General features: G+C 74.5%; 24 protein-coding genes and 1 tRNA gene. 12 read left to right on the top strand and 13 right to left on the bottom strand.

The genetic code is table 11. The annotated features are described in order from the left end of the window. Positions 1-282 precede the first annotated feature (282 nt). The gene (gene otsB, locus FHX74_RS17040) at positions 283-1,101 is read right to left on the bottom strand and encodes a trehalose-phosphatase (protein ID WP_328823890.1); all 819 of its coding nucleotides are present in this window, start codon (positions 1,099-1,101) and stop codon (positions 283-285) included. 92 nt (positions 1,102-1,193) lie between these two features. Here otsB and FHX74_RS17045 point away from each other — a divergent pair, with 92 nt between their 5' ends. The 3 genes from FHX74_RS17045 to FHX74_RS17055 all read left to right on the top strand — a co-directional run bounded on the left by FHX74_RS17045 (position 1,194) and on the right by FHX74_RS17055 (position 3,608). Next, positions 1,194-2,660 (top strand): alpha,alpha-trehalose-phosphate synthase (UDP-forming), encoded by a 1,467-nt coding sequence (locus FHX74_RS17045; protein ID WP_182561414.1) that lies wholly within the window; start codon positions 1,194-1,196, stop codon positions 2,658-2,660. A 140-nt stretch (positions 2,661-2,800) separates the two neighbouring features. Continuing rightward, a tRNA-Asn gene (locus FHX74_RS17050) sits at positions 2,801-2,873 on the top strand. 54 nt (positions 2,874-2,927) lie between these two features. Then, positions 2,928-3,608, top strand: coding sequence for an SDR family NAD(P)-dependent oxidoreductase (locus tag FHX74_RS17055; RefSeq protein WP_182561415.1), 681 nt, complete (start codon positions 2,928-2,930; stop codon positions 3,606-3,608). Between the two features lie 6 nt (positions 3,609-3,614). Here the strand turns inward: FHX74_RS17055 and FHX74_RS17060 are convergent, their stop codons facing one another. The 5 genes from FHX74_RS17060 to dnaG all read right to left on the bottom strand — a co-directional run bounded on the left by FHX74_RS17060 (position 3,615) and on the right by dnaG (position 8,210). Next, entirely contained in the window at positions 3,615-3,977 is a 363-nt protein-coding gene (locus FHX74_RS17060) for a hypothetical protein (RefSeq protein ID WP_182561416.1), read from the bottom strand. A gap of 272 nt (positions 3,978-4,249) precedes the next feature. Continuing rightward, entirely contained in the window at positions 4,250-4,603 is a 354-nt protein-coding gene (locus tag FHX74_RS17065) for a hypothetical protein (protein ID WP_182561417.1), read from the bottom strand. Then, the gene (locus FHX74_RS17070; protein WP_182561418.1) at positions 4,600-5,130 is read right to left on the bottom strand and encodes a hypothetical protein; all 531 of its coding nucleotides are present in this window, start codon (positions 5,128-5,130) and stop codon (positions 4,600-4,602) included. The genes FHX74_RS17065 and FHX74_RS17070 overlap by 4 nt, the downstream gene beginning before the upstream one ends. Positions 5,131-5,356: 226 nt before the next feature. Beyond that, on the bottom strand, positions 5,357-6,223 hold the full coding sequence (locus tag FHX74_RS17075; protein WP_182561744.1) for a sigma-70 family RNA polymerase sigma factor: 867 nt from the start codon (positions 6,221-6,223) through the stop codon (positions 5,357-5,359). Between the two features lie 88 nt (positions 6,224-6,311). Beyond that, positions 6,312-8,210: a DNA primase gene (dnaG, locus tag FHX74_RS17080; protein WP_182561419.1), complete on the bottom strand. Its 1,899-nt coding sequence runs from the start codon at positions 8,208-8,210 to the stop codon at positions 6,312-6,314. Positions 8,211-8,302: 92 nt separating this feature from the next. Here dnaG and FHX74_RS17085 point away from each other — a divergent pair, with 92 nt between their 5' ends. The 6 genes from FHX74_RS17085 to FHX74_RS17110 all read left to right on the top strand — a co-directional run bounded on the left by FHX74_RS17085 (position 8,303) and on the right by FHX74_RS17110 (position 14,691). Beyond that, positions 8,303-10,591 (top strand): sensor histidine kinase, encoded by a 2,289-nt coding sequence (locus FHX74_RS17085; protein ID WP_182561420.1) that lies wholly within the window; start codon positions 8,303-8,305, stop codon positions 10,589-10,591. Between the two features lie 109 nt (positions 10,592-10,700). Further along, positions 10,701-11,354 (top strand): response regulator transcription factor, encoded by a 654-nt coding sequence (locus FHX74_RS17090; RefSeq protein WP_182561421.1) that lies wholly within the window; start codon positions 10,701-10,703, stop codon positions 11,352-11,354. A gap of 40 nt (positions 11,355-11,394) precedes the next feature. After that, positions 11,395-11,811, top strand: a complete 417-nt coding sequence (locus FHX74_RS17095; protein WP_182561422.1) for a thiol-disulfide oxidoreductase DCC family protein — start codon at positions 11,395-11,397, stop codon at positions 11,809-11,811. A gap of 80 nt (positions 11,812-11,891) precedes the next feature. Further along, positions 11,892-12,614 carry an ABC transporter permease gene (locus tag FHX74_RS17100; protein ID WP_220484175.1) on the top strand — a complete coding sequence of 241 codons (723 nt, stop codon included), beginning with the start codon at positions 11,892-11,894 and terminating at the stop codon, positions 12,612-12,614. A gap of 65 nt (positions 12,615-12,679) precedes the next feature. Then, positions 12,680-14,146, top strand: a complete 1,467-nt coding sequence (locus tag FHX74_RS17105; protein ID WP_182561424.1) for a purine-cytosine permease family protein — start codon at positions 12,680-12,682, stop codon at positions 14,144-14,146. After that, positions 14,143-14,691 (top strand): cysteine hydrolase family protein, encoded by a 549-nt coding sequence (locus FHX74_RS17110; protein WP_182561425.1) that lies wholly within the window; start codon positions 14,143-14,145, stop codon positions 14,689-14,691. The genes FHX74_RS17105 and FHX74_RS17110 overlap by 4 nt, the downstream gene beginning before the upstream one ends. Positions 14,692-14,773: 82 nt before the next feature. Here the strand turns inward: FHX74_RS17110 and FHX74_RS17115 are convergent, their stop codons facing one another. After that, complete coding sequence (locus FHX74_RS17115; protein ID WP_182561426.1) at positions 14,774-16,084, bottom strand: DUF1479 domain-containing protein; 1,311 nt, start codon at positions 16,082-16,084, stop codon at positions 14,774-14,776. Between the two features lie 102 nt (positions 16,085-16,186). Between FHX74_RS17115 and FHX74_RS17120 the strand changes: the two genes are divergently transcribed. Beyond that, entirely contained in the window at positions 16,187-17,338 is a 1,152-nt protein-coding gene (locus tag FHX74_RS17120; RefSeq protein ID WP_182561427.1) for an ROK family transcriptional regulator, read from the top strand. A gap of 27 nt (positions 17,339-17,365) precedes the next feature. Here FHX74_RS17120 and FHX74_RS17125 read toward each other — a convergent pair whose 3' ends face one another. From FHX74_RS17125 to FHX74_RS17135, 3 genes are all read right to left on the bottom strand, one after another. Continuing rightward, positions 17,366-19,573, bottom strand: coding sequence for an alpha-galactosidase (locus FHX74_RS17125; protein WP_328823891.1), 2,208 nt, complete (start codon positions 19,571-19,573; stop codon positions 17,366-17,368). 103 nt (positions 19,574-19,676) lie between these two features. After that, the gene (locus tag FHX74_RS17130; protein WP_220484140.1) at positions 19,677-21,341 is read right to left on the bottom strand and encodes a CocE/NonD family hydrolase; all 1,665 of its coding nucleotides are present in this window, start codon (positions 21,339-21,341) and stop codon (positions 19,677-19,679) included. 83 nt (positions 21,342-21,424) lie between these two features. Beyond that, a complete protein-coding gene (locus FHX74_RS17135; RefSeq protein ID WP_328823930.1) occupies positions 21,425-22,558 on the bottom strand; it encodes an HD domain-containing protein in 1,134 nt (377 codons plus the stop codon). 148 nt (positions 22,559-22,706) lie between these two features. Between FHX74_RS17135 and FHX74_RS17140 the strand changes: the two genes are divergently transcribed. Beyond that, positions 22,707-23,258, top strand: a complete 552-nt coding sequence (locus tag FHX74_RS17140; protein WP_328823892.1) for a DUF1990 family protein — start codon at positions 22,707-22,709, stop codon at positions 23,256-23,258. A gap of 21 nt (positions 23,259-23,279) precedes the next feature. On the opposite strand, the gene dusB is transcribed toward FHX74_RS17140, so the two are convergent. Together dusB and FHX74_RS17150 are read right to left on the bottom strand one after the other, a co-directional pair. Continuing rightward, entirely contained in the window at positions 23,280-24,407 is a 1,128-nt protein-coding gene (gene dusB, locus FHX74_RS17145; protein ID WP_182561428.1) for a tRNA dihydrouridine synthase DusB, read from the bottom strand. A gap of 15 nt (positions 24,408-24,422) precedes the next feature. Further along, positions 24,423-24,740, bottom strand: a complete 318-nt coding sequence (locus FHX74_RS17150) for an antibiotic biosynthesis monooxygenase family protein (RefSeq protein WP_182561429.1) — start codon at positions 24,738-24,740, stop codon at positions 24,423-24,425. Between the two features lie 69 nt (positions 24,741-24,809). Between FHX74_RS17150 and FHX74_RS21200 the strand changes: the two genes are divergently transcribed. Next, entirely contained in the window at positions 24,810-25,289 is a 480-nt protein-coding gene (locus tag FHX74_RS21200; protein ID WP_328823893.1) for a DUF6703 family protein, read from the top strand. A gap of 22 nt (positions 25,290-25,311) precedes the next feature. Here FHX74_RS21200 and FHX74_RS17160 read toward each other — a convergent pair whose 3' ends face one another. Beyond that, on the bottom strand, positions 25,312-26,157 hold the full coding sequence (locus FHX74_RS17160; protein WP_182561431.1) for a metal ABC transporter permease: 846 nt from the start codon (positions 26,155-26,157) through the stop codon (positions 25,312-25,314).

Below are 26,157 nucleotides of genomic sequence, written 5' to 3' on the forward strand. Positions count from 1 at the left end.
CCGCCCGGTGGCACCCGCACTGGGCTGGTCGACGCGCCCTTCGACAAGCTCAGGGCGCGAACTACGGCCGCTGAGCTGGTCGACGCGCTCCCGTTCCCTGCCCTTCGACAGGCTCAGGGCGCGAACTACGGCCGCTGAGCCTGCCGGCGCGCTCCCCTTCGACAAGCTCAGGGCACCGTGGGCGGGGTGTTGCTCAGGGAACGTGGGTGGGGGTGCTGCTCGGGGCACCGTGGGCGGCAGGCCCGAGGAACGCGCGCTGAGCTTGTCGAAGCGCCGGAGGCGTCAGGCGCCGAGGCGGTCGGCGAGGGCGGCGAGCCAGTCGGCGACGCCGGCGGGGCCGTCGACCACCACGTCCGCCTGGTCGGACAGGGCGCGTTCCTCGGTCGAGCCGGAGCAGACCAGCAGGCCGCGGACACCACGGGCGGCCAGGCCTCGGACGGCGGCGAAGGCGGGCAGGTCGCCCAGGTCGTCGCCGGCGAAGACCACCTGGCGGGCGCCGCGCTCGGCGACCAGGGCTTCGATCGCGTGGCCCTTGTCCATCCCCGGCAGCCGGATCTCGAGCACCTGCTTGCCGGGCTCGAGGTGCAGCCCGTGCTGCTCGGCCAGCGCCGTGACCGGCCCGCGCAGCCGCTCGAACGCCGCGGCCGCGTCGGGGAGCTCGCGGGTGTGGATCCCGATGGCCCGACCCTTGTCCTCGACCCGCGCCCCCTCGGCGTCATGCGCGGCGAGCAGCGCGGGGACGGCCTCCGCCACGGCGGCGAGCTCGGGCGGGTCCGGCGGCACGTCGTAGCGGTCACCGTCGGCGTCCCAGCGCTCGACGCCGTACTGGCCGAGCACCACCATCGAGCCGAGTCCGTCACGGCCGGCGAACCCGCCGAGCCGGACCGCGGTCCGCACCGGTCGCCCGGTGATCACCGCCACCGTCCCGACCACCCGGCCGAGCCGGGCCAGCGCGTCGACCGCGGCCGGGTCGGCGAACGCTCGCTCGGGGTCGTCGACGATCGGGGAGAGCGTGCCGTCGAAGTCGGCGGCGACCAGCGTGGTCGCCGGCTCGGCGGTGATCGCGGCCAGCACTTCGTCCGCCCCGGGCCCCTGCTGCACGGACCACACTCTTCCAGAGCGCGCGCGGTCCGGTGATCTTGGGCCGGAGGTGGTCCCGTAGGGTCGAGGTCACCGACGAGGAGGTGCCCGCCATGGCCGCCCAGCGCACCGAGCGCACGCCGTCCACGACCACCGACCCGCAGCTGCCCACCTCGAGCTTCGTGGTGGTCGCCAACCGGCTCCCGGTCGACCGGATCGAGCACCCGGACGGGAGCGTCGACTGGCGGACCTCCCCCGGGGGCCTGGTCACCGCGCTCGAACCGGTGATGCGGAGCCACGACGGCGCCTGGATCGGCTGGCACGGCGCGCCCGACGAGAAGCTCGACCCGTTCGAGGACGGCGGGCTCCAGCTGGTGCCGATCCCGCTCAGCTCGTCCGAAGTCGAGGAGTACTACGAGGGGTTCTCCAACGGGACGCTCTGGCCGCTCTACCACGACTGCGTCGCCCACCCGGAGTTCCACCGGGAGTGGTGGGACGCCTACGTCGAGGTCAACCAGCGGTTCGCCGACGCGGCCGCCCGGGTCGCCGAGCACGGCGGCACGGTCTGGGTGCAGGACTACCAGCTCCAGCTCGTCCCGCAGATGCTCCGGGCCCAGCGGCCGGACGTCCGGATCGGCTTCTTCCTGCACATCCCGTTCCCGCCCACCGAGCTGTACCAGCAGCTGCCGTGGCGCCGCCAGATCCTCGAGGGACTGCTCGGCGCCGACCTGGTCGGCTTCCAGATCCCCGGCGGGGCACGGAACTTCCTCCGGCTGGTCCGCGAGCGCACCTACCTGGTGCCCAAGCGCGACCGGGTCGAGATGGACGACGGGCGCACCGTCACCGCCCGCGCCTACCCGATCTCGATCAACTCCGCCCAGTTCAACGAGCTGGCCCGCGACCCGAAGACCGTCCAGCGGGCCGCGGAGATCCGGCACGACCTCGGCGACCCGAAGTACCTCTTCCTCGGCATCGACCGGCTCGACTACACCAAGGGCATCTTCCAGCGGCTGCGGGCGTTCGGCGAGCTGGTCGAGGACGGCCAGATCGACCCGGAGGAGGCGGTCTTCGTCCAGGTCGCCACGCCGTCGCGCGAGCGGGTCGACTCCTACCGGCTGCTCCGCGACGACATCGACCGGCTGGTCGGGCGGATCAACGGCGAGATCGGCCGGATCGGCCGCCCACCGATCACCTACCTGCACAGCTCCTACCCGCGCGAGGAGATGGCCGCGCTCTACCGAGCCGCCGACATCATGGTCGTCACCCCGCTGCGCGACGGGATGAACCTGGTGGCCAAGGAGTACCTGGCCTGCCGCCAGGACGACACCGGCGCCCTGGTGCTGAGCGAGTTCACCGGCGCGGCCAAGGAGCTGCGGCAGGCGTACATGGTGAACCCCTACGACATCAACGGGCTCAAGGACACCATGGTGCGCGCACTCACCGACGACCCGCGGGCGCGGGCCCGGCGGATGAAGGCGCTGCGCAAGCAGGTGTTCGACCACGACATCGACCGGTGGGCCGAGGACTTCCTCACCGACCTCGGCAAGGCCGACCCGCAGGACCGCCACGAGAACCGCTGAACCGCAGTCCCGAGCCGCCCGGAGGCCGCTCCGACCGGCCGCCGACGTCCGTCGCGGCGGATTCGGAGCGGACCGGGCCGGCTGGTATGGTTCGTAGCCGCGCCAGCGCCCGGTCCGACCTCGGTCCGGACGGTCCGCGATCCCCTGTAGCTCAATTGGCAGAGCATTCGACTGTTAATCGAAGGGTTGTTGGTTCGAGTCCAACCGGGGGAGCACCTCACACCACCGTCCGTCCTGGACGGCGACGCGCGCCCGTAGGGTGACGCCGTGGATCTCCAACTGACCGGTCGGGTCGTGCTCGTCGTCGGCGGCAACGGGCTGATCGGCTCCGCCGTGGTCACCCGCCTCGAGGAGGAGGGGGCGACGGTCGTGGTCGGATCGCGCAGTGCGACCCGTGGCCTGCGGCTCGACGCGACCGACGACGCCTCGGTCACCTCCGCGGTCTCGGCGGTGCTCGCCGAGCACGGTCGTCTGGACGGTCTGGTGGTCACCGCCGCGCCGGCCGCCCAGACCCTCGACCCGGCCCGACAGGCGGACCCCGCGCAGGTGATCGAGGCCGTCGACGCCAAGGCCGTCGCCTTCCTGCGGGTGGCGAACGCCGTGCTGCCCACCATGGTCGAGGCCGGCTACGGCCGGATCGTCGGGGTCAGCGGGCAGAACGCCTTCCTCACCGGGAACGTCACCGGTTCGGTCCGCAACGCGGCCCTGATCATCGCCGCCAAGAACCTGGCCGACGCGGTCGCCGGCTCCGGCGTCACGGTCAACACGGTGAGTCCCGGCGCCGTCAGCCCCACGCCGGCCCGCGAGGTCCAGCAGGGTGCGCCCGGCCAGTCGAGCCCGGACCAGATCGCCGACCTCATCACGTTCCTGCTCTCACCGCGGACCGCCGCGGTGTCCGGCGAGTCGATCGCGACGGGCCACCGGGTGCGCGGGGTCGTCAGCCTCTGAGCCGGGTCAACCGGCGTGGCGGCGCCCGCGCCCGGTCCAGCCGAGCGCCTCGCCGATCGTCGAGAGGCTGGCGTGGTAGCGGACGGCGAGCGTGGTCACCGAGGTCCCGTCGGCGTACTCGGCCCGGATCCGCTCCGGCTCGATGGGCAGCAGGTGCCGCTGGTGGTTGCGCTCGGGCGGGATGCCGGTCTGCGCGAAGTGCCGCTGGACGGTCTTGCCGCTGATGCCGTAGTCCCGACCCACCGCCGCGGGCGGCTCACCGGCGGCCAACCGCTCCGCCATCACCGGCCACGGCAGACCGGCCAGCCAGGCGCGGTAGGCGGCGGACTGGGTGGGACCGTCCGGTCGGGGGGACGGCGACGTGGTCACGTCGACGAGCGTGGCACGCGCCGGGGGCAGCCACGGACGGCTCGGGTAGCAATTGGCCGAGAACCTGATCAGCGGCTCTCATCTGCGGCCGGAAGGACGCCCGAGCAGCGGTCGGACCAAGACGACGCCCCGCGACCGCTCCCTCCACAGGCCGACCGCGGGGCGCCGCCGCTTCTCCCGAACACCGGCGGATTCGGACGTACGCAAACGAGGGCCGGAACCCTCGCGGCGAGAAGTTTCTCCCGCGTCGGACCTGGTGGGGCGGCTTTTGCTCACCTTGTCGCGATCGACCGGGTTCCTGACGGAATCGCACCGTCAGCGGGCGCCGGGTCCGCGGTCCGGCGCTGCCCGAGACGTCGTCCGCACGCCAGCACCAGCCCGACCAGCAGCAGGTAGAGCCCGGCCGCCAGCACGACGAGCCCGGCGGCCTCGAGGGTCAGCCAGACCCGGTAGGCACGCTCGACGTCGGCGGTGTCGATCGGCGGGTAGGTCCGGCGTGCCTGCTCCCAGGCCGCCCAGGCCGCGGCCTGATGCCGGCCCCCGACGAGCAGGACGGCGGCACCACCGGCGACCACCAGCGCGCCCAGCACCGCCACGGCCCGGACCACCCGGGACCGCACCCTCACCGGCCGTACTCCGCGCGCAGCCGCTCGAGGGTGGCGTCGGCCTGCTCGGCCACGCCGGCGTGGGCCCAGCTGACCCCCCGGCCGAGCGTGGTGTGCCAGAGCAGCGGTCGGGTCGGGTACGACAGGTCGCGGCGTCCGCTGACCGTGATGGTCTGGCCGGCCCCGACCCGCACCGTCTCCTCGACGGCCACCGCGGCGGCGATCCGCTCGCGGAACAGGTCGGGCACCCGTCCGGGCTCGACCAAATCGACCTGGCCGCGGGTGTGGTCGTCGAGCCTCCAGCTGAGCCGCCGCAGCTCGGCGTTCCAGCTGCCCTGGTCGATCCGGTGCCAGCCGACCGCCGTCCAACCGCCACCGTCGGGGACCCAGAGCCGGCCGCGGGTACCGATCACCGCGGTCTCTCCCCCGCCGGACACGGTCGCCCAGGCCAGCACCGGCTCGTCCGGTTCGCCGGCGGCGACCACCGCGGCCCGCCAGGCGGCGTGCGTCGGCGCGGGCAGCCCGCGACGGCCCAGACGTCGGATCACCCCGCCATTCTCCGTCACCCCGGGTCTGTGGACGTTCCTCCTTCTCACGCGGTCCGGGACCGGCCCACCGGCTCCGCGCCGATGGGGACCGCACTCTGCGGCCGTTACGCAGACCTTGCGTCTGCTGCAGCGGACGCAAGGTCCGAGTTCCGGCCGCAAGGTCGGGCCCGGACCACGGCGGGCCCGGATCCCGTCGGACCGCCCGACGTCCGACGCGGCCCCGGACTCAGCCGGCCAGGTGCAGGCGGGCCTGTGCTGGGCACAGCCCGCGGAGCAGCTCGAGACCCTCGCGCTCGAGCCGCCGGACCTGGGCCTTGTCGAGCCCCAGCAGCTCGGCGGTCCGGCCCGCGGGGTGGGCCGCGCCGTCGACCCCGAACCCGTACCGCAGCCGCAGCACCGCCCGGACCAGCGGCGGCAGCGCCTCGAGCAGCTCGGCTCCGGGCATCGTGCCGGTCAACGCCGCCTCGAGGTCACGCTCGGCGCGCCGGTCTGCGAGCTGGACGGCACCCAGGTCGACCGGTGCCGGCTCGCGGTGCTCGACCACCCGGCGGGTCCACTCGACGCTCCGGCCCAGGCGGTCGGCGAGCTCGGCGACGCTCGGACTGCGGCCCAGCTCCTGCTCCAGCCGGGCGCCGAGACCGCGGACCCGGCGCAGGGCGGCCGCCTGCTGCCCGGACAACCCGGGGCCGGCCTGCGCGCGGCCGGCGGCCTCGCGGACGGCCGCGCGCACCCAGTGCAGCGCGTAGGTGGCGAACCGGCAGCCGCGCCGGTGGTCGAAGCGCCGGACCGCCTCGATCAGCCCCAGGCACCCCTCCTGGAACAGGTCGGGCTCACCGGCCCGCCGGCCCTGCTCGCGGAGCACCAGACCGACGAGGGCGAGGTTCGCCTCGACGTAGCGGGCCGCGGCGGCGCGACCCAGCCGGTCGAGCTCGGCGAGCTCGGCCGGGTCGCAGACGACGGCGGGCGTCCAGGTCCCGTCGAGCACGGCGCGGGCGGCCAGCCCGGTCTCGATCCGGCGGGACAGTTCGATCTCCTCCTCGGCGTCGAGGAGGTCGGGATGGGTGCGGTCGCGGGTCGCCTGGTCACTGGTCACCTGGTCAGCCTCGGACGCGGGACGGCGTCCCGGTGTTGTCCGTTGCCGTGGGCTGTGGACAACCCGCGACGGACGACGTGAGCCTGGGTCAGGCGTCGGCGCCGAGGCTGAGGTTCTGCAGGTCGGTCCGGCGGGCCTCAAGCACGACCAGCTCGGAGAACATCTGGTTGTAGGTGCCCTGGGCCTCGACCGGGTTGGTCCGCTGCAGCTTCGACTTCACGTCGGCGATCCGGCGCATCACCGTGAGCAGCCGGAGCCGTGCGGTGTGCGCGGTGACGTAGCGGCGGACCGGCTCGACGCTGAGCAGCGGCTCGACGGCCAGCGCCACCACCAGCGACTCGACCCACGGGTTGTCCTCGGCGGCGGCGACCCGGCGCGGCCAGTCCGAAGACGCCGACACCCCGCCGTCGGCGGCCGCGCGGCGGGCGTGCCGGAGCACCGCGGCGTAGGCGGGGTGGGTGAAGTCCTCGGCGGTGAGCCCGTCGAAGTCGTCGTCGAACAGCTGCGGCGCCTGCACCAACAGCTTCGCCGTCTCGCGCTCGGTGCTCAGCCGCCGGTCGTGCGGGTCGGGCAGCACGTCCGCGGTCCGGGTGGCCGGACCGGTCGGCTCCCCCGCCGGGTCGGCGCGCGTGGGCTCGGGCTCCTCGTCGGCGGTCCGCTTCGAGGCCCGCGCCGCGGCCCGGTTGACCTCGGCCCGGACCTCCTCGGCGTCCATCCCGAGCATCCCGGCGAGCTCGCGGGCGTACCCGCCGACCATGCCCGCGTCGCGGACGCTGGCCACCAGCGGGGCGGCCTCGCGCAGCGCGCCGAGCCGCCCGTCGGCCCGGTCGAGGTCGTAGCGGCTGAGCACGTTCGACATCACGAACCGGTAGAGCGGGATCCGCCGGCCGACCAGCTCGCGGACCGCCGCCTCGCCGTGCTGCAGCCGCAGGTCGCACGGGTCGAGCCCGTGCGGGTCGACCGCGACGTAGGTCTGGGCGATGAAGCTCTCGTCGTTCCGGAACACCTTGAGCGCGGCGGCCTGGCCGGCGTCGTCGCCGTCGAAGGTGAAGATCACCTCGCCGTGGAAGGCGTCGTGGTTGCCCATCAGCCGGCGGAGCAGCCGGGCGTGCTCGTCACCGAACGCCGTCCCGCAGCTGGCCACCGCGGTGTCGACGCCGGACAGGTGCGCGGCCATCACGTCGGTGTAGCCCTCGACGATCACCGCCTGGCTCTTCTTGCCGATCGGCAGCCGGGCCAGGTCGAGCCCGTAGAGCACCTGCGACTTCTTGTAGAGCGGGGTCTCGGGGGTGTTGATGTACTTCGCCGGCAGCCGGTCGTCGTCGAAGATCCGGCGGGCGCCGAACCCGACCGTCGACTTCCCGCTGTCGCGGATCGGCCAGAGCACCCGGCCGGTGAAGAAGTCCCAGCCGCCCTTGCGGGTCAGCCCGCCGGTGATCAAGTCGGCCTCGCTGTAGCCCCGGGCCTTGAGATGCTGGGTCAGGGCGCGGCCCTCGCGGGGGGCGAACCCGACCCCGAACCGCTCGGCCGCGGCCCGGTCGAAACCGCGCTGGGCCAGGAACTGCCGGGCCGCCAGCGCGTCGGGGCGGGACAGCTGGTCGGCGTAGAACTCGGCGGCCTCGCGGTGCGCCTCGAGCAACCGCATCCGCAGCCCCGGCTCGACCCGTGGCCCGCTGTCCTCGGTGAACCGCAGCTGGATGCCGACCCGGTCGGCCAGCCGCTGCACCGCCTCGGAGAACGACAGGTTCTCGATCTTCTGCATGAACCCGATCGCGTCGCCGCCCTCGCCGCAGGCGCCGAAGCAGTACCAGAAGCCGCGGGAGGGGGTGACGTGGAAGCTCGGGCTCTTCTCGTCGTGGAAGGGACACAGGCCCTTGAGCGAGCCGCCACCGGCGCTCCTCAGGGCGACGTAGGACCCGACGACGTCCTCGATCCGGGCCCGGTCACGGACGGCGGCGAGATCCTCGTCGTTGATCCGGCCGGCCACCCGCGGGAGTCTAGTCGGCGCTCCGGGCCCGGGTCCGGGTCCGTCCGGCCGAATCCGCCGGTGACCTGGCCCGTTGGTGCCACCATGTGGCCGTGACCAGGGGGCCCGGACCACGGCGGACGGCCGCCGCGGTGCTGCGCGGGCTGTCGGCGATCGGGGCCACCGGTTCCGGTGGGCCGCCGGCCAGCTGGGAGGAGAGCGTCGACCGCGGCCTGCGGCGGCTGTTCCTGCTGTCCTTCGCGGCCAACCTGGTCAGTTCGGTCGCCTCGCTGGGTCCCGAGCGCAGCGACGGGGCGGCCGGGCTCGCGGCCGACGTCGCCCTGGTGCTGCTGACCGCGGCCGCCGCGGTGACCATCGGGGCCGGACGCGAGGGACCCCGGGCCGCACGCTGGTTCACCGCGCTGACCGTGCTGGTGCTGCTCGTCCAGGTCCCGGTCGGGTTGCGCGACAACTGGTCGGTCAACCTGGTCACCCACCTGCTGGCCTTCGCCCTGGTCTCGCTGCCCGCCCGCCGGCGGTGGTGGCCGGTGCTGCTGATCGGGGCGGCCTACGTGGTCCCCCGGCTGGTCCGCAGCGACCACGTCGGCGGACCGGCCGGGCTGTCGGTGCCGGTGGTGGTGACCGGTGCGGTGCTGGCCACCATCGTGCTGATCCTCGACGGGCTGCGCGGGTTCGCCCGCCAGGCCGACGCCCTCAACGCCGCCGCCCGCGCCGCGGAGCGCGCCGAGCTCGAGGCCGACGTCCGCAGCCGGCAGGAACGCGAGAGCGAGCGGATCATCCACGACCACGTCGTGCACGGGCTGCGGGCCGTCGCCGCCGGGCCGGGCGTGGTCCCGGCCGAGGCGGCCCGCCGGGCCTGCGCGGAGGCGGTGGCCGCGATCGGCCCGGCACCCGGGGCGACACCGGAGCCGGAGACGTCGTTGGGGACGCGGCTGCGGGCGGTGGCCAGCACCGCGCTGGCCGACGTCCGGCTCGACGGTGATCTCGACCTGCCGGCCCTGCCGCCCGACGTCGTCGCGGCTCTCGCGGCCGCGGCGACCGAGGCGTTGCGCAACGTCGACCGGCACGCCGACACCGGGACCGCCGCCCTCACGGTCACCGCGCTCGAGCACGGCGTCCGGGTGGACGTCACCGACGACGGCGCCGGATTCGACCCCGACGCCGCGGCGCACCCGCGCAGCCTCGGGGTCGACGGCTCGATCCGCCGGCGGATGGAGGAGGTGGGCGGCTGGTCCTCGATCGAGAGCGCGCCCGGCCGGGGCACCCGGGTCACGGTCGGCTGGCAGGACACCGGCGCGACCCGGCGCACCCGCGAGGCGGTGGACGCGACGGTGGTCGGCGCCCGGTCGACCTTCTGCCTGGCCTTCAGCCCCAACCTGCTGGCCGGGGTGTGGATGGCCGTCTACACCGCTCCCGAGCTGGCCTGGCCGCCCGGCGGGCCGATCGCCGCCTTCGCCGCGCTCGTCTTCACCGCGCTCGCGGTCGTCCCGCTGCGGCGGTACGGGATGAACCGGCTGCTCGCCGTGAGCGCGCTCGCCGTCGGCGTCGGCGCGGTGCTGGTCAACGGGCTGAGCATCGCCCCGGGCACCACCAACGGCTACACCTTCGCGCTGGCCGGTCCGGCCTCGGCGGTGGTGGTGCTGATCGTCTTCCTCCGGCCCTACCGCGAGGGTCTGGTCGCCTCGCTGCTGCTGATCGCCTCGGTGGTGGCGATGACGGTCCGGATGGCCGACGGCAGCGCCGCGGCGACCCTGACGCTGGCGCCGACCTGGCTCGCCCCGGTGGTGCCGCTGCTCGGCGGGCTCGTGCTGCGGATCACCATCGACCGGCTGGGGGCGCGGATGGTCTCGACCGCCGAGCAGCTGCGCCGGCTCGAGCAGCACCGGGTCGCGCTCGGCGTCCGTACCCGGGTGCTGGCCGAGCGGATCGGCCGGCTGCACGGTCCGGTCACCGGGCTGCTCGACGGGGTGGCCACCGGCGTCCTCGACCCGGCGGACCCGGCGGTCCGGGACCGGGCCGCGGTGCTCGAGGCCTCAGTCCGCGACGACCTGGTGCTCCCCGGCGACCGCTACGAGACCCTGCGCCGCGACATCCGGACCTGTCGCGAGCAGGGGTGGCGGATCCGGCTGCTGGCCGAGCCCGACCAGCTCGCCGACTCGCGCGACGTGCTGACCGCGGTGCTCGAACGACTCGCCGCCCTCGGCACCGCGGGCGCGGTCACCATCTCCGCACTGCACGACGACGCCCGGGTCGAGCTGACCGCGTTCGTCTCCGAGCTGCCGGCGGCCGTGGTGGCCGCGACCGCCGACGCGCTGGCCCGGCTCGGCGGCCGGGTGGACGCCGCGGAGGGCCACGTCCGGGCCCGTTGGCGGATCGCCTGACCAGGGCCTTCACCGGGGCCCCGACCTGCCTCACCGACTGCTCCCGCCGTGAGCACTGTCCCTCTGCGGAAGGACTGCGCACCGCGGTCGGGGCTGCCACGATGACCGGATGAGCAGGTCCGCGGGGGACAGGGTCCGGCTGGGGGTCGTCGACGACCACGACGTCGTCCTGGTGGGGGTCGGCGCGATCGCCCGGGCCAACCCGGGAGTCATCGCCGAGTTCATCCCGGCCGGCTCGGTCGACGAGCTGCTGGCCGACCCGGCGGTGCCCGACGTCGTGCTGCTCGACGTCAACCTGGCCGACGGGACGGACGTGGCCGACTCGGTCCGGCGCCTCGTCGAGCGCGACCTGGTCGTCGTCCTCTACACCTCCGACGTCCGGCCGGTGCCGATCCGCCGCGGGATCCGGGCCGGGGCCCGCGGGGTGGCGCTGAAATCCGACCCGGCCGACACCCTGATCGACACCGTGCTCGACGCCCGGGCCGGCGACTTCGCCGTCTCCAGCGAGCTGGCCCACGTGCTGGCCACCGACGAGACGTTGTGCGCGCGACTGGCTCCGCGGGAGCTGGAGGCCCTGCGGCTGCTGGCCACCGGGATCCCGAAGAAGCAGCTCGGCCGCTGGATGCAGCCGCCGGTCGAGGTGACCACGGTGAACACCTACTTCAACCGGATCGCGCAGCGCTACGCCGAGCTCGGGCGCAATGTCGGCAACGTCTACCAGGCGCTGCGCGAGGCCGAGGCCGACGGCCACCTGGACCGGTGACCCCGGTCGGGCCGGGACGACCCCGCACTAGGGTGGATCCGTGGACCAGCCCGCACCCCAGATTCCCCGCCTGATCTTCGACGGCGACTGCGCGTTCTGCACCTCCGTGACCACCTGGATGGAGGAGCGGCTGCACCGGCCCGACGGCCTGAACGCCGAGACGGTGCCCTGGCAGTACACCGACCTGGCGGCGATCGGGACCGACGAGCGGCGCGCCCGCCGCGAGGTGCTGTTCGTCGACCACCGCGGCCAGCTGCACGGCGGCGCGCAGGCGTTCGCGCAGTGGCTGATCTTCCGCGGTCTGCCCTACTCGCTGCTCGGTGAGTTCATCACCCTGCCGGTGGTGCGGACGATCGCGGCCGGGGTCTACCGGCTGGTCGCGGCGAACCGGTCCCACCTGCCCGGCGGGACGCCGGCCTGCGCGCTGCCGCCGCCGGGCGCCACCCCGCGGTCCTGACCGCGCTCCCGCCGCCCCCGTCCGCTTCCTGAAGCAGGAGTCCGGTGCCCACCCAACCGGGGCTGCCGCTGGCGCTCGCGCTGGTGGTGCTGCTGGTGCTCGCCGTGGCGGCCTCGTTCGTCGGTCGGCTGCACCAGCAGACCAAGATCGCGACCGCCGCCGGTCGGGCCCTGCTCCAGCTCGCGCTGGTGTCGCTGGTCATCACCGCGGTGCTCAGCCACGTCGCCTGGTCGGCGCTGTTCGCGCTGGTGATGTTCGGCGTCGCCGTGTTCACCACCACCCGGCGGATCGGGGCGCCGAGGGCCTGGCCGTGGGCGGCGCTGGCGATGGCCTGCGGACTGGTGCCGACCCTCACGGTGATCTTCGTCTCCGGTGCGGTGCCGTGGACCGGGGCCTCGCTGGTGCCGATCGCCGGGATCGTGATCGGCAACACGATGACCGCGCACAGCCTGACCGGCCGGCGGACGTTCGCCGCGCTCCGCGACGAGCACGGCAGCTACGAGGCCGCGCTGAGTCTGGGACTGACCCGCGCCGAGGCGATCGGCGAGGTGATCGAGCGGCACCTGCCCGAGGCGCTGGTGCCCGGCATGGACCAGACCCGGACCGTCGGACTGGTCACGCTGCCGGGCGCGTTCGTCGGCGTGCTGCTCGGTGGCGGCAGCCCGTTGCAGGCCGGGGCGGCCCAGCTGCTGGTGCTGGTCGGGCTGCTCGCCGCCCAGACCATCACCGTGGTGGTGGCCGACCGGCTGATCCGCTCGGGCCGGCTGCTGCCCGCCGACCTGCAGGCGTCCCTGCGGGTCTGAACCCGAGCACGCGCGGCCGCTGACAGGATGGTGTCGTCCGGCCGGCCCGCGCGGGAAGGAAGACCATGAGCGCACCCACCGTCGACCCCACGGCGAACCCCACGGCTCCGGCCGGGGTCGAGCTCAACGGGATCAACACCATCGCCGAGTCCGAGCGGCACGGCCGCCCGTCCGGGCTGTTCTGGCCCTGGTTCGGCGCCAACGTGTCGGTGCTGGGCATCGGCTACGGCGCCTTTGTGCTCTATCTCGGCGTCTCGGCCGTCCAGGCGATCGTGGTCGGGATCATCGGCATCGCGATCTCGTTCCTGCTCTGCGGCTTCGTCTCGCTGGCCGGCAAGCGGGGCTCGGCACCGACCATGGTGCTCAGCCGGGCGGCGTTCGGGGTGAACGGCAACCGGGTGCCCTCGGTGATCTCCTGGCTGCTCACGGTGGGCTGGGAGACGGCGCTGACCGCGCTGGCGGTGCTGGCCACCTCGACGGTGTTCACCGAGCTCGGCGCCGGCGGCGGGACGGTGACCAAGATCGTCGCGCTGGTCGTGGTGGCCGCCCTGATCGTGGTCAGCGGGGTGTTCGGCTTCCGGTTGATCATGCGGTTGCAGGTGCTGATCACCGTGGTGACCGCGGTGCTGACCGTGGTCTACGCCGTGCTCGCGCTCGGCAAGGTCGACCTCGGCGCGGTGGCCGCGATCCCCTCCGGCTCGGTGCCCGCGGTGATCGGCGCCCTGGTGTTCATGATGACCGGGTTCGGGCTCGGCTGGGTCAACGCGGCCGCCGACTACAGCCGCTACCTGCCGCGGAGTGCGGGCAGCGCCGGCGTGGTCGGCTGGACGACCTTCGGCGCGGCCCTGGCCCCGGTGCTGCTGCTCGCCTTCGGCGTGCTGCTGGCCGGCTCGTCGGAGCCGCTGCGGGACGCGATTGCGGCCGACCCGATCGGTGCGCTGACCACGATCATGCCGACCTGGTTCCTGGTGCCGTTCGCGGTCGTCGCGGTGCTCGGGCTGGTCGGCGGCGCGGTGCTCGACATCTACTCCTCCGGCCTGGCCCTGCTCACCGCCGGGCTGCGGATCCCCCGGTTCGTGGCCGCCGGGGTCGACGGCGTGATCATGATCGTCGGCTCGGTGTGGATCGTCTTCTTCGCCTCGGACTTCATCGGGCCGTTCCAGGGCTTCCTGATCACGCTGGGGGTGCCGATCGCCGCCTGGTGCGGGGTAATGCTGGCCGACCTCGCGCTGCGCCGGACCGACTACGCCGACACCGAGCTCTACGACGCCCGCGGCCGCTACGGCGGCGTCCGGTGGCTGTCGGTGCTGCTGATGATCATCGGCTCGGTGGTCGGCTGGGGTCTGGTGACCAACACCTACGCCGCCTGGCTGGGCTGGCAGGGCTATCTGCTCGGCCCGCTGGGCGGGCGGAAGGGTGCCTGGGCCGGGGCGAACCTCGGGGTGCTGGCGGCGCTGGTGATCGGCTTCGTCGGGGTGCTGCTGTTCGGGCGGCGCGCGGTCCGCACCCAGGAATCGGTGCCGGCCCGGTGAGCCGCTGGCTGGTGGCGATCGACCTGCAGCACGTCTTCGCCGACCCGGACAGCTACTGGGCGACCCCACGGTTCGCCGAGGTGCTGCCGGTGACGCTGGCGCTGGCCGAGCGGTTCGAGGGCCGGGTGCTGGCCACCCGCTTCGTCGCGCCCGCCGAGCCCACCGGGGCCTGGGTCGACTACTACCGCGACTGGCCGGACGCGCTCACCCCGGCCGACCACCCGCAGTACGACCTGGTGCCCGAGGTCGCCGCCCTCGGGCCGCGGGTGCTCACCGCCCCGACCTTCGGCAAGTGGGGTGCCGAGCTGGCCGCGCTGGTCGGGCCCGATCCCGAGCTGGTGGTCACCGGGGTGTCGACCGACTGCTGCGTGCTGTCGACGGCGCTGGCCGCGGCCGACGCCGGCGCCCGGGTGACGGTGGTGGCCGACGGCTGCGCGGGGGCCACCGACGAGGACCACGCCCGCGCGCTGACCGCGATGGCCCTCTACGGTCCGCTGATCACGGTCGTCGACCACGCGGCGCTCGACGCCGACGGCAGGATCTGACCGCTCGACCGCGCGCGGCGGCCGGCGCCCGCGGGCGCCGGGCCCCGCCACCGCGGCGAGCGGTCAGATACTGCCGAAGGGCTCAGGCGATCCCGAGTCCGCGGCGGCCGATGTCGTTGAGGTCGGCCTCGGTGAACCGGCCGGTCCAGTCGGCTTCGTAGTCCTCCTCGGGGAAGTCGGCCGGGCTGCGACCGGCCCGGAACGCCTCCCGGACGGTGGCGACGTAGGCCTCGTTCTTGGCGCACCAGGGCGCCGCCGGGATGTACATCACGTTGCCCCAGCCCTGCTGGTCCTTGACCGGCGCGACCGAGTGGATCATGTCGCAGTGCCACCAGACCGAGTCGCCGGGCACCACGTCGGGGATCGAGGAGACCGCCGGCAGCAGCAGCTCGTGGAACCGGCTGTTGACCGGGAAGGTCCGGTTGATGGCCACCCCGCACATGTCGGTGTCCTCGACGTCGTCGAGCAGCGGCCGGAGCATCAGGTAGGCCATCGCCTTGGGGATCGGCACGGTGTGCAGCACGCCCTGGTCGTTGCGCATCTCACTCAGCGCGGTCCAGCCCTGGAAGGTCCGGAACGCCGAGCACATCGTGCTGCCCGGGTACTGCGCGGCCTCGGTGCGGTAGGCGGCGTCCCACGGGTCGTAGGCGGCGACGTCACCGTCCCACAGATGCCGGAAGTGCTGCTGGTAGCCCTCGGTCATCCAGAGGTCCAGCGTGCCCGGGTCGAGGTGGGTGCCGAGACCGCCGGAGTCGGTGCCCGGCGGACGGCGCCGCAGCCGGTCCGGGTAGAGGGTGTCGCGGTCCGGGTCGAACCAGGTCCGGCCCTCCGACTCGTGGGTCCAGCGGGCGTTGAGGAACGACTGCACGGTGGCCATCCGCGGGTGCTGCCGGGCCTCCATCTGCGAGGGCGACCAGTAGATCGGGTAGATCTCGGGCTTGCTCATCTCCGAGCCGAGGCTGGCGAAGAAGTCGTCGGCCGGCCCGCGGTAGGTCTCGAAGAACCGGTTGGAGTCGACGTAGTCGACGGCGGCCCGGTCCCAGGCCTCGGCCTGCTCGCGCGGGAAGTGCCCGCGGATCACCGCGCAGCCGCGGCGGGCCAGCGCCGCCAGCTGCTGCTCGCTGACCGTCCCCGCCTCGATGTCGGCGTACTCGATGACCGGCCAGACGTCCTCACCCCGCGTCCGGGTGGCCTCGATGTCGGCGATCTCGCCGCGGAGGAAGTCCTCGATCTCGGCGGCGACCTCGGCCACCGACCGGCCGGAGGCCTCGATCCGCGCCCGGATGGCCCGCTTGACCTCGGCGATCGCCCCGGGCAGGTCCTCGGGGATGGTCTCCCAGTGCGGCAGACCGCTCAGGTCGCTGATCACCGGCTGGTCGGACGTCGTCGTCATCGGGCTGTCTCCTCGAGCTTTTGGTTAGGACTCCTTACAGAAGAACGTTAGAGCGGCGGTGCGGTCCGCGTCAAGAGCCCGGCGCGGTGCGATCATGGCGCGGTGACCACCCCGGCCGAGCGTCGTCGTCCCTCGCTCGGCCTGCTCCGCAACCTGACCGACGCGCACGTGCTCGACCAGCTGCTCGAGGCCGGCGCGCTCACCCGCGCCGACATCGCGGCCCGGACCGGGATCTCCAAGCCGACGATCTCCGAGGCGGTCCGCCGGCTCGGCGAGTCGGGCGTGATCACCGAGGTCGGCGAGGCCGACGGGCGCGGCCGCCGTGGTCCGGCCGGCACCCTCTACCGGCTGGCCGACGGCGTCGGCGTGGCCTTCGTCCAGTACGCCGGCCCCGAGGGGGTCCGGACCGAGCTGCTCGACCTGCGCGGCACCGTGCTCGCGGCCCGCGACCACCCGGTCCCCTCCCCGACCACCGCCGACCGGCTCGGGCCGGTGCTGGTGAGCGAGGCCGACGCCGTGCTGACCGGCGCGCCGGGGCCGGTGCTGGCCGCCACGGTGAGCGTGGCCAACCCGGTGGACCGGCGGACCGGTCGCCTGGTGCGGCTGCCCGACTCGCCGTTCCTGCTCGACGAGCTGGTGCCCGCCGAGCTGCTCGACGACCGGCTCGGGGTGCCGGTCCAGGTCGACAACGACGTCAACTGGGCCGCGCTCGCCGAGCACCGGGCGGGTGCGGCCACCGACCTCGAGGACGTCGTCTACTGCTTCCTCGGTCCCGGGCTCGGGCTCGGGCTGGTGCTCGGCGGCGGACTGGTCCGCGGGCACCGCGGGCTGGCCGGCGAGCTGGCCTACGTGATCACCACCGGGCCGGACGGGCGCGGCCGACGGCTGCTCGAGTCGCTGGGCGACCACGGCCTGCTCCGCGAGGGGTCGTGGGCGATCGACGTCGAGGCGATGGCCGCGCTGCTCGGCCGGCGCGACGCCGCGGCCGACCGGGTGCTGGCCGCGGTGGCCGGGGCGATCGCCACCATCGCGGCGCTGGTCGACCCCGAGGCGGTGGTGATCGCCGACCACTGGAGCGCCGACGCCGACCTGGCCGACCGGCTGGCCGGACCGGTCGCCGCCGCGGCGCCGGTCCCGGTCGCCCTGCGCGCCGCGATGATCACCGAGCACGCACCGCTGGTCGGCGCGCGGACCGAGGCCCTGGCCGCCGCGCACCGGCGGCTGACCGCGCGCCCGGCGGCCGCGTCCGGCTGACCGAGCCGCGGGCGACCCCAGGGAGGGTCAGACCGCCTCGAGCTTGATCAGCACCGCCTGCTCCGGGGCGAGCCCCGGCGGACGGAGACCCTGTGCGGCCAGCGTCGCTCCGGTGACCACCAGCTCGCCGCTCTGCCACCAGCCGGTCGGACGCAGCCCGACGACCCGCTCGCCGATCCGGACCGGGAGCGCCCGGTAGGCCCGCTCCGGGTCGAGACCCGGCAGCCGCACCGTGCCGATGCTGCTGACCTCCGAGCGTCCGACCGCAGCGAAGGTGAAGACCGCCCGGCTCCGGTCGCGGGCGACCACCCCCGAGGTCCACAGCGTCTCGTCGGGGTGGTCGACCCGGACCAGGTCGCCGCCGAGCAGCAGGTCGCGGTTCTCCTTGTAGAAGGCGATCCAGGCGGCCAGCTCGGTCCGCTCCTCGTCGGTGGCCTCGGTCAGGTCCCACTCGATGCCGAGGTGGCCGAACACGGCGGTGGCCGCCCGGAAGGCCAGGTCGTGCCGACGACCGGTCGTGTGCGACCGACCGGAGGCGATGTGGCTGCCCATCAGCTCCGGCGGGATCAGCTGGGTGGTCCAGCGGTTCATCTGCTGCCGGTCGAGCGGGTCGATGCAGTCCGAGGTCCAGACCCGGTCGGTGTGCTCGAGGACACCGAGGTCGACCCGGGCGCCGCCCGAGCTGCAGGACTCGATCTCCAGGCCGGGGTGGCGTTCCTTGAGCTCGGCCATCAGTCGGTAGGCCGCCAGCGTCTGGGCGTGCACCCCGGGCTCCCCGCCGGGCTGGGTGCCGGCGTCGATCAGGTCGCGGTTGTGGTCCCACTTGATGTAGCTGATCGGGTACTCGGTGAGCAATGTGTCCATCGCGTCCCGGACGTAGGCGTAGCACTCGGGGATGCCGAGGTTGATCACCTGCTGGTGGCGGGCCTCGACCGGCCAGCGACCGCCGGTGGCCATCACCCACTCGGGGTGCGCGCGGGCGACGTCGGAGTCGGGGTTGATCATCTCGGGCTCGAACCACAAGCCGAACTGCATCCCCAGCTCGGTGACCTTGTCGGTCAGCGGGCTCAGCCCGTCGGGCCAGACGTCGGCCGAGACCTGCCAGTCGCCCAGCCCGGAGTGGTCGTCGCGGCGCGAGCCGAACCAGCCGTCGTCGAGCACGTACCGCTCGACGCCGAGGGCCGCGGCCTGCTCGGCCAGCGCGACCAGCCGGTCCAGCCGGTGGTCGAAGTAGACCGCCTCCCAGACGTTGAGGGTGACCGGGCGACGGGTGTCGACGTGCTGGGGCCGGTCCCGCAGCCAGCGGTGGAACCGCCGCGCCACCGCGTCCAGCCCGACGCCGTAGCTGCCGTAGACCCAGGGGCTGCGGTAGCTCTCGCCCTCGGCGAGCCGGACCTCGCCCGGCAGCAGCAGCTCACCGCCGCCGATCAGCTGCTCGCCGGTGGCCACCCGCTCGGCGTAGTGGGTGTGGTTGCCGCTCCACCCGGTGTGGACGCCCCAGACCTCGCCGTGCTCGAACCCGAAGCCGGGGACGCCGACGTGCAGCACGGTGGCCGCGTCCGCGCCGGTCCGGCCCCGCCGGCCCTCGCGCAGGTGCGTGCCGACCACCAGCTCGCGGCGCTGCGGCGTGCGCTCCTTGGCCCAGCGGCCGGCGAAGTCGAGGATCTCCCGGGCCCAGGACGGCACCGGGAAGGCCAGCACCAGGTCGTCGAGCTGGTAGACGTCCGCGCCGGTGTTGGTGACCTCGGCCCGCGCCCGGAGGACTCCGCCGGCACCGACCTCGAGCTCGACCCGGAGGGCCAGCTCGGCCTCGGGATCGGCGGCCTCGACCGCCAGCCGGCTGCCGGTGGCGAAGCTCCCCGGTTCGAGGCGGGCGTCGTCGAGGGTGGCCGCAGTGGTGACGAAGGCGGGCGACCAGCCGCGGCCGGCCCGCGACCCGCTCAGGCCCGGACGCCCGGTCCAGCCGGTGCGGTGCTCGGGCAACACGGCCAGCCACCCGGCGTCGTCGACTCCGCTGGGCACGCCGGTGGCGGCTCCGGCGGCGACCAGCGCGGCGAACCCGTCGGCGTCGGTCACGCCCGGGTCGGCGCCCCAGTGGACGATCACCGGCAGATGCCCGCCGGACAGGTCGACGAGGACGGCGACGTCGCCGCCCGACCCGGGGTCGCGCAGCACCACCCGGGCATCGGCGGTGGCCTGCGGGTGCGGTGCTGCCTGGTTCGGGGTCTCGGACACGGGCGGGATCCTCTCCTGGACGGTCGGAGTGCGCGGGCGCTGCCCGCGGGCTGGGCGGTCGGTGAGCTGGGCGGTCGGTGAGCTGGGCGGTCGGTGAGCTGGGTCAGCGGGCGCCGAAGACCGGCAGCAGCAGCCGGGTCGGCCGGTCGCCGCCGTGCAGCACCTGGGTGCGTCCGGCCACGGTGCGGACGGCGGTGGCGATCGGTTCGCCGGTCTGGTGGTTGCGGACGTAGTTGGGCAGCGCGCCGCCACTGACCTGGACGCGGATCCGGTGGCCGGCGCGGAACCGGTAGGCGGTCGGCCAGAGCGGGAAGCTGACCGGCCGGGTGCCGAGGTCGTCGACCGGTGCGGGATCGGCCAGCCGCAGCCGGCGCAGCCGGTCGGTGACGTTGGTGGAGCAGCCGCGCGGGTCGACGTCGCAGACCCGGACGAAGACGTCCGCGTCGGGGTGCTCGGTGCGGACGGCCAGCTCGGCGGTGATCTCGCCGATCACGTCGAGGTCGCGGTCGAGCACGTCGCTGGTCCAGGTGAGGACGTCGTCGCGGCCCTCGACCGCCCGGTTGTCGCGGGAGCCGGCCTGCTTGCCGAGGATCGGACCGCCGACGGTCGGCGTCGGGTCGGCCGGGTCGTAGCGGAAGGCGCGGGCCCCGGCGACCGGCTCCCCCGGCCCCACCCGCCCGTCGGCACCCAGCGACCAGGTCTGCTCGGTGGTCGGCAGCGGCCACCGCTCGGCGGTCAGCCACTGCCGGGCGCCCTGCAGGTAGAGCCGGACCCGCGGGCGCTGCAGCGCGGCGGCGTCGTCGAGCAGGTGACCGGCCAGGAACTCGACCTGGTCGCGGAACAGCGACGGCACCGAGGAGAGCTGCCCGTGGTACCACGGCCCGACGGTCAGCCGGACGTCCGCGCCCGCGTCCTGGAGCCGGGTGAAGTCGCGCAGCTGCAGGTCGGCGAACAGGTCGTGCCAGCCGGTGATCATGCTCACCGGGGTGTCCAGGCCGGGCAGGTCGCCGTCGTGGGCGTCGGCCCGCCAGAACGGGTCGCCCGGCTCGGCGTGCGAGGCCACCTCGCCGAGGAACGTCACCCGGCGGCCGACCGCGGCCAGGTCGGCGTCGATCACCGGGACGGTCGCCATCGCCGCCCGGATCCGGCCCTCGAGCCGGTGCCGCGCGATCGGGTCGAGCTCGTCCTCCTGGGTGGCGATCAGCGCGCTCCAGCTGAGCATGCTCCACAGCGACATCGAGCCACCGGGATAGAAGCTGGGACCGAAGTCGCTGGTGGTGATGGCCAGCGCCATCGCCGACAGCCGCGGCTCGGCGTACGGCCCGATCGCCCACTGGGTGTGCCCCACGTAGCTGGCGCCCGCAGTGGCCACCCGGCCGTCGCACCAGGGCTGGTCGCGGATCCAGGTGAGGGTGGCCAGCCCGTCGGCGCTCTCGTGGTGGAACGGCTCGAAGACGCCCTCGGACCCGAAGGTGCCGCGGACGTCCTGGACGACGACCCGCAGGCCGCGGCGGGCGAGCAGGATCCCGTAGGCGGCCGAGAACGGCCCGGTCCGGTCGTACGGGGTCCGGACCAGCACCACCGGGCCCCGCGGCTCCGCACGGTCGGGCGCGTAGACGTCGGTGGCCAGCCGGATGCCGTCGGGCATCGCCACCCGGACGCCGGTGTCGCGGCGGACCGCCGCGTGCCGTCCCGGGGGCAGCCCGAACAACCGCTCGAGCACCGGCCCGAGGAGCGACTCCTTCGTCGACAACCGCGTAGCGACCACGGCAGATGCCTACCACGCGGCGCCGAACGCGCCCCAGCCCCGGTCGGGACCGCCCGCCGCCCCGGCCGGGGCGGCCGGTGCCGTCACTCGATCGCGCGCGGGAGCCGGCGCGGGTCCCAGCCCAGCTCGCGGACGGCGACGTCGAACGCGTACCGGTCGGTCATCCCGGCCACGTAGCTGACCGCCCGGTGCAGGATCTGGGCGTCGGGGTCGGTCGGCTCGGCCGTCCCGCCCGGGAAGGCGTCCGGGACGATGTCGGGGTGCTCGGCGTAGTGGTCGACCAGCGCGCGGAGCACCGCGACCACCGCCCGGGACTGCGCCAGCGACTCCTCGCGGACGTAGATCCGCTCGTAGTTGAAGGCGCGCAGCTCGGCCAGCGCCCCGGCCGGCTCGGCGGCCATCCCGACCTCGCCGTACGTGTCGACGGTGGCGACCACGGCCCGGACGAACGTCCGCAGCTGGTCGCGCCGGGTCGCCCCGCAGACCGCGGTGATCTCGGCGGGCAGGTCGGCCAGGTCGACGATGCCGGCGTGTGCGGCGTCCTCGAGGTCGTGCGCGCAGTAGGCGATCCGGTCGGCCCAGCTGACGATCTCGCCCTCGACGGTGGCCGGCGGCGGCGAGGACCAGGAGTGCCGGCGGATGCCGTCGAGGGTCTCGGCGCAGAGGTTGAGCCCGGTGAGCACCACGTCGGCGCCCCACGGGCCGTGGTCGTAGCCACCGGGGACGTAGGGGTCGAAGGCGTCCTCGCTGGCGTGCCCGCCGGGGCCGTGCCCGCAGTCGTGGCCGAGGGCGATCGCCTCGGTGAGCGCGACGTTGACCCCGACCGCGCGGGCGATCGAGGTCGCCACCTGCGAGACCTCGAGCGCGTGCGTCAGCCGGGTGCGCTGGTGGTCGGTGGGGTGGACCACCACCTGGGTCTTCCCGGCCAGCCGACGGAAGGCGGTCGAGTGGACGATGCGGTCGCGGTCGCGCTCGAAGCAGGTGCGCTCGGGATCGGGCTCCTCGGGACGGGCGCGATGGCCCGCGCCGCGGGCCAGGGTGGCGCCCGGCCGGAGCAGCTCGGCCTCGCGCTCCTCGCGCCGGGCCCGGTCGATCACCGGACCCTCACCGAGCGTCGCGTGCGACCCGCGGTGGGCGCGGACGAGGTCCCCGCCGGGGTGGCCGGCCATGGTGGTCGCCCAGGCGCGGGCGCGCGGCGAGACCCCGACGTCGGACACCGCGTCCCCGGGTGCCCCGTCGTCGGCCGCGGCGGCGGGGGTCGGCTCGGTCACGACCGGTCAGCCTAGAGGGCGCCGTCGGCCCCGACGGTGACGCGAGCGGTTCGGGACGGATCGAGGAGTCGCCGGCACCGGGGAGAATGGCCCGGTGCCGAGCGCTGCTGCCCCGACCGTCGAACCCCTCGCCGAGGAGCGCCGCCGCCGGCTGGCCGGCGAGTCGCTGACCTACGCCGAGGTTGGGGCTTCGACCGACGACCTGCCGCTCGGCTACGGCCACGTCGACCGGGCCCGGCTGATCGGGCACGGCGCCGAGCGGTTCGCCGCGGCCGCCGAGCGGGTGCTCGGGTGGGGCGTCCAGACCGGGGCCGGACTGCGGGTCCGGGCCGAGCGGCCGCGGGTCGGGCGGGGTGACCTGGTGGAGGTCGGCTTCGGCGTGGGCGGGCTGCGGATGTGGTCGCCGTGCCGGGTGGTCAGCGTGGTCGACGAGCCGGGGCGCCGCGGGTTCGCTTACGGCACGCTGCCCGGGCACCCGGAGTCCGGCGAGGAGGCGTTCTTCGTCAACCGGGACGCCCACGACCAGGTCTGGCTGCGCGTCCGGGCGTTCTCCCGGCCGGGGACGCTGTGGTCGCGGCTCGGCTCGCCCGCGGTCCGCCTGGTCCAGGCCCGGGTCACCGACCGCTACCTCTGCGCACTCGACTGAGCCCGCTCGGCACGCCGGGGCTCAGCCGCCCGAGACGCCGATCTCGTCGAGCTCGAGGCTGAGGCCGGAGGTGTCGTCGAGCCAGCCCTCGGGAAGGGCGACCCGCGCGCGCGGCGAGCCCTGCCGGCCGCGCGGCAGCCCGAGCTCCTCGGTCGGGAACGGGACGGCCGGGTCGAGCCGGCCGAGCAGGACGGCGAGCTCGGCCAGACTGCTGACCGTGCCGAGACCGCGGCGCAGCTCGCCGCCGACCGGGAAGCCCTTGAAGTACCAGGCCATGTGCTTGCGCAGGTCGGCGCACCCGCGGGGCTCGCCCATCAGGTCGCAGAGCAGCTCGGCGTGCCGGCGGACGGTGGCCGCCACCCCGCCCAGCGTCGGAAGGGTGCGCCGGTCGCGCCCGGCGAAGGCGTCGGCCAGGTCGCGGAACAGCCACGGCCGGCCCAGACAGCCGCGACCGACGACCACCCCGGCCGCGCCGGTCCACTCGACCATCCGCAGCGCGTCGGAGGCCTCCCAGATGTCGCCGTTGCCCAGCACGGGGATGTCGACGCTCTCCACCAGCCGGGCGATCGCGTCCCAGTCGGCGGTGCCCGAGTACGCCTGCGCCGCGGTCCGGCCGTGCAGCGCGATCGCCGCGCACCCGGCCCGTTCGGCGATCCGGCCGGCGTCGAGATAGGTCTGGTGGTCCGCGTCGATCCCGATCCGGGTCTTGCAGGTCACCGGGACGCCGTGCCGGGCCCCGGCGGCCACCACCGCGGTGAGGATCGCGGCCAGCCGGTCGCGCTTCCACGGCAGCGCCGCGCCGCCGCCCTTGCGGGTCACCTTGGGCACCGGACAGCCGAAGTTGAGGTCGATGTGGCCGACGCCGTACTCGACGCAGAGGATCTCCGCGGCCCGGGCCATCACGTCCGGGTCGACGCCGTAGAGCTGGACCGATCGGACCGTCTCGCCGGGGTCGAAGACCAGCATCTGGAGCGTCTTGCGGTCGCGCTCGACGATCCCGCGCGAGGTGATCATCTCGCAGACGTAGAGCCCGGCCCCCTGCTCGCGGCAGAGCTGCCGGTAGGCGGCGTTGGTGATGCCGGCCATCGGGGCCAGCACCACGGGCGTCCCGACGGTCAGCGGTCCGAGCTGCAGGGGTGTTCCAGTCATAATCGGTCCCCGAGTCTACGGCCGGGTCGGCCAGCCGAACGGGTCGTCGCGGTCGTCGTCGCCGGTGACGAACGCGCTCGGCTCGTCGACGGCCAGGCTGAGCAGCGGGACCACGGTGACCTTCGCCTCGTAGCCGCCGAGCGCCCGCCGCCAGGCGCCGACGTTGGTCCAGCGGGTGGCCAGCACCCACAGCGCGGGGTCGTCGACGTTGGGGCCGAGGTCGGCGGAGAGGAACCCGTCGCGGCCGGACAGCACGGCTACCGCGGCCTCGGCGCGGGCGCGGAAGTCGGGCGCCTGCTCCTCGGGCACCCGGAACCGGCAGACCGCGATCACCCTCCGACCCTACGAGGTCGGCCGGTCCGGCGGTCGCCCGGCGGCGGGTGGCGCTGGCAGACTGGGGCGGTGCCGAGCCAGCCCCGTTCCCGGACCCCGCAGAACCGGCGGAGACCGCCGAACACCCGCTCGACGCCGGGACAGGCCCCGGGACAGCGCTCGGCGCCACGACCGTCGTCCCGGCCGGCCCCGACCGCCGGGACCAGTACTCGGGGCAGTTCTCGGACCAGTGCCCGGGCGAGCCAGCGGGCTGCCGCTCTCCCGCCGGCCTCCCCGCTGCGCGAGCGGGTGGCCGCCCTCAGCAAGCCGGTGCTGGTGCGGCTGAGCGCACTGCCGCGGGTGGTGGTCCCGCTGCTGATGGTCGCGTTGGCCGCGGTCGGGCTGTTCGCCCCGGTCCCGGTCGCGGTGGTGGCCCTGGTGGCGCTGATCCTCTTCGTGGGCTGGTTGGCCTATCTCTCCTGGCCGTTGCTCAGCACCGGGTCGCGGGCCCTGCGGGTGATGATGCTGGTGCTGCTGATCGGCTACGGGGTGCTGCGGGTCACCCGCTGACCGCACCCGGCACCCGGCGACCTCAGCGCCGGGCGGGCAGCAGCCGCCGTCCGAGCAGCCGGCAGACCACCCAGATCAGGAACGAGATGGTGGTCACGAACGGGCTGATCGGCACCGACCCGCCGAGCGCCAGCATGATCCCGCCGACCATCGCCACCACCGCGAACACCGTGGACAGCACCGGCACCAGCACCGGCGACGCCGAGACCTGACGGGCGGCCGCGGCCGGGGTGACCAGGATCGAGAGCACCAGCAGCGCGCCGACGATCTGCACCGACACCGCGGTGGCCAGGCCGAGCAGGATCATGAACACCACCGCGAGCACCCCGTTGGGGACGCCGCGGGCGGTGGCCACCTCGGGGTCGACGCTGTTGAAGGTCAGCGGTCGCCAGATGATCAACAGGCCGATCACCACCACCGCGGCGATGATCAGCAGCGAGTGCAGCCGGGGGTCGTCGACCGCGACGATCTGACCGGTGAGCAGTCCGAACTTGTTGGCCGAACGCCCGCTGTACAACGAGAGACAGAGGATCCCGAGGCCGAGCCCGAACGGCATCAGCACGGCGATCACCGAGTTGCGGGTCCGCGCCCGGGTGCCGAGCACGCCGATGATCAACGCCGCCAGCAGCGACCCGGCGATCGACCCCTCCACCACCCCCACCCCGGCCAGCAGCGCCGCCGAGGCCCCGGCGAAGGACAGCTCGCTGATCCCGTGCACCGCGAACGCCATGTCGCGGGAGATCACGAACACCCCGATCAACCCGCCCACCAGCCCGAGTACCGCGCCGGCGATGATCGAGTTCTGCACCAGCAGCAGCAGCTGGCCGTAGTCGTCGAAGTTGAAGATCTGGTGCCAGAGGTCGTTCAC

Origin of the sequence: Microlunatus kandeliicorticis (genome assembly GCF_014137855.1) — a bacterium.
Taxonomy (GTDB): Bacteria; Actinomycetota; Actinomycetes; order Propionibacteriales; family Propionibacteriaceae; genus Microlunatus; species Microlunatus kandeliicorticis.

Excerpts from the sequence above, each read along its gene's own strand:
- FHX74_RS17045 (WP_182561414.1), top strand. The coding sequence starts at position 1,194 with ATGGCCGCCCAGCGCACCGAGCGCACGCCGTCCACGACCACCGACCCG.
- FHX74_RS17090 (WP_182561421.1), top strand. The coding sequence starts at position 10,701 with ATGAGCAGGTCCGCGGGGGACAGGGTCCGGCTGGGGGTCGTCGACGAC.
- FHX74_RS17105 (WP_182561424.1), top strand. The coding sequence starts at position 12,680 with ATGAGCGCACCCACCGTCGACCCCACGGCGAACCCCACGGCTCCGGCC.
- FHX74_RS17115 (WP_182561426.1), bottom strand. The coding sequence starts at position 16,084 with ATGACGACGACGTCCGACCAGCCGGTGATCAGCGACCTGAGCGGTCTG.
- dusB (WP_182561428.1), bottom strand. The coding sequence starts at position 24,407 with ATGACTGGAACACCCCTGCAGCTCGGACCGCTGACCGTCGGGACGCCC.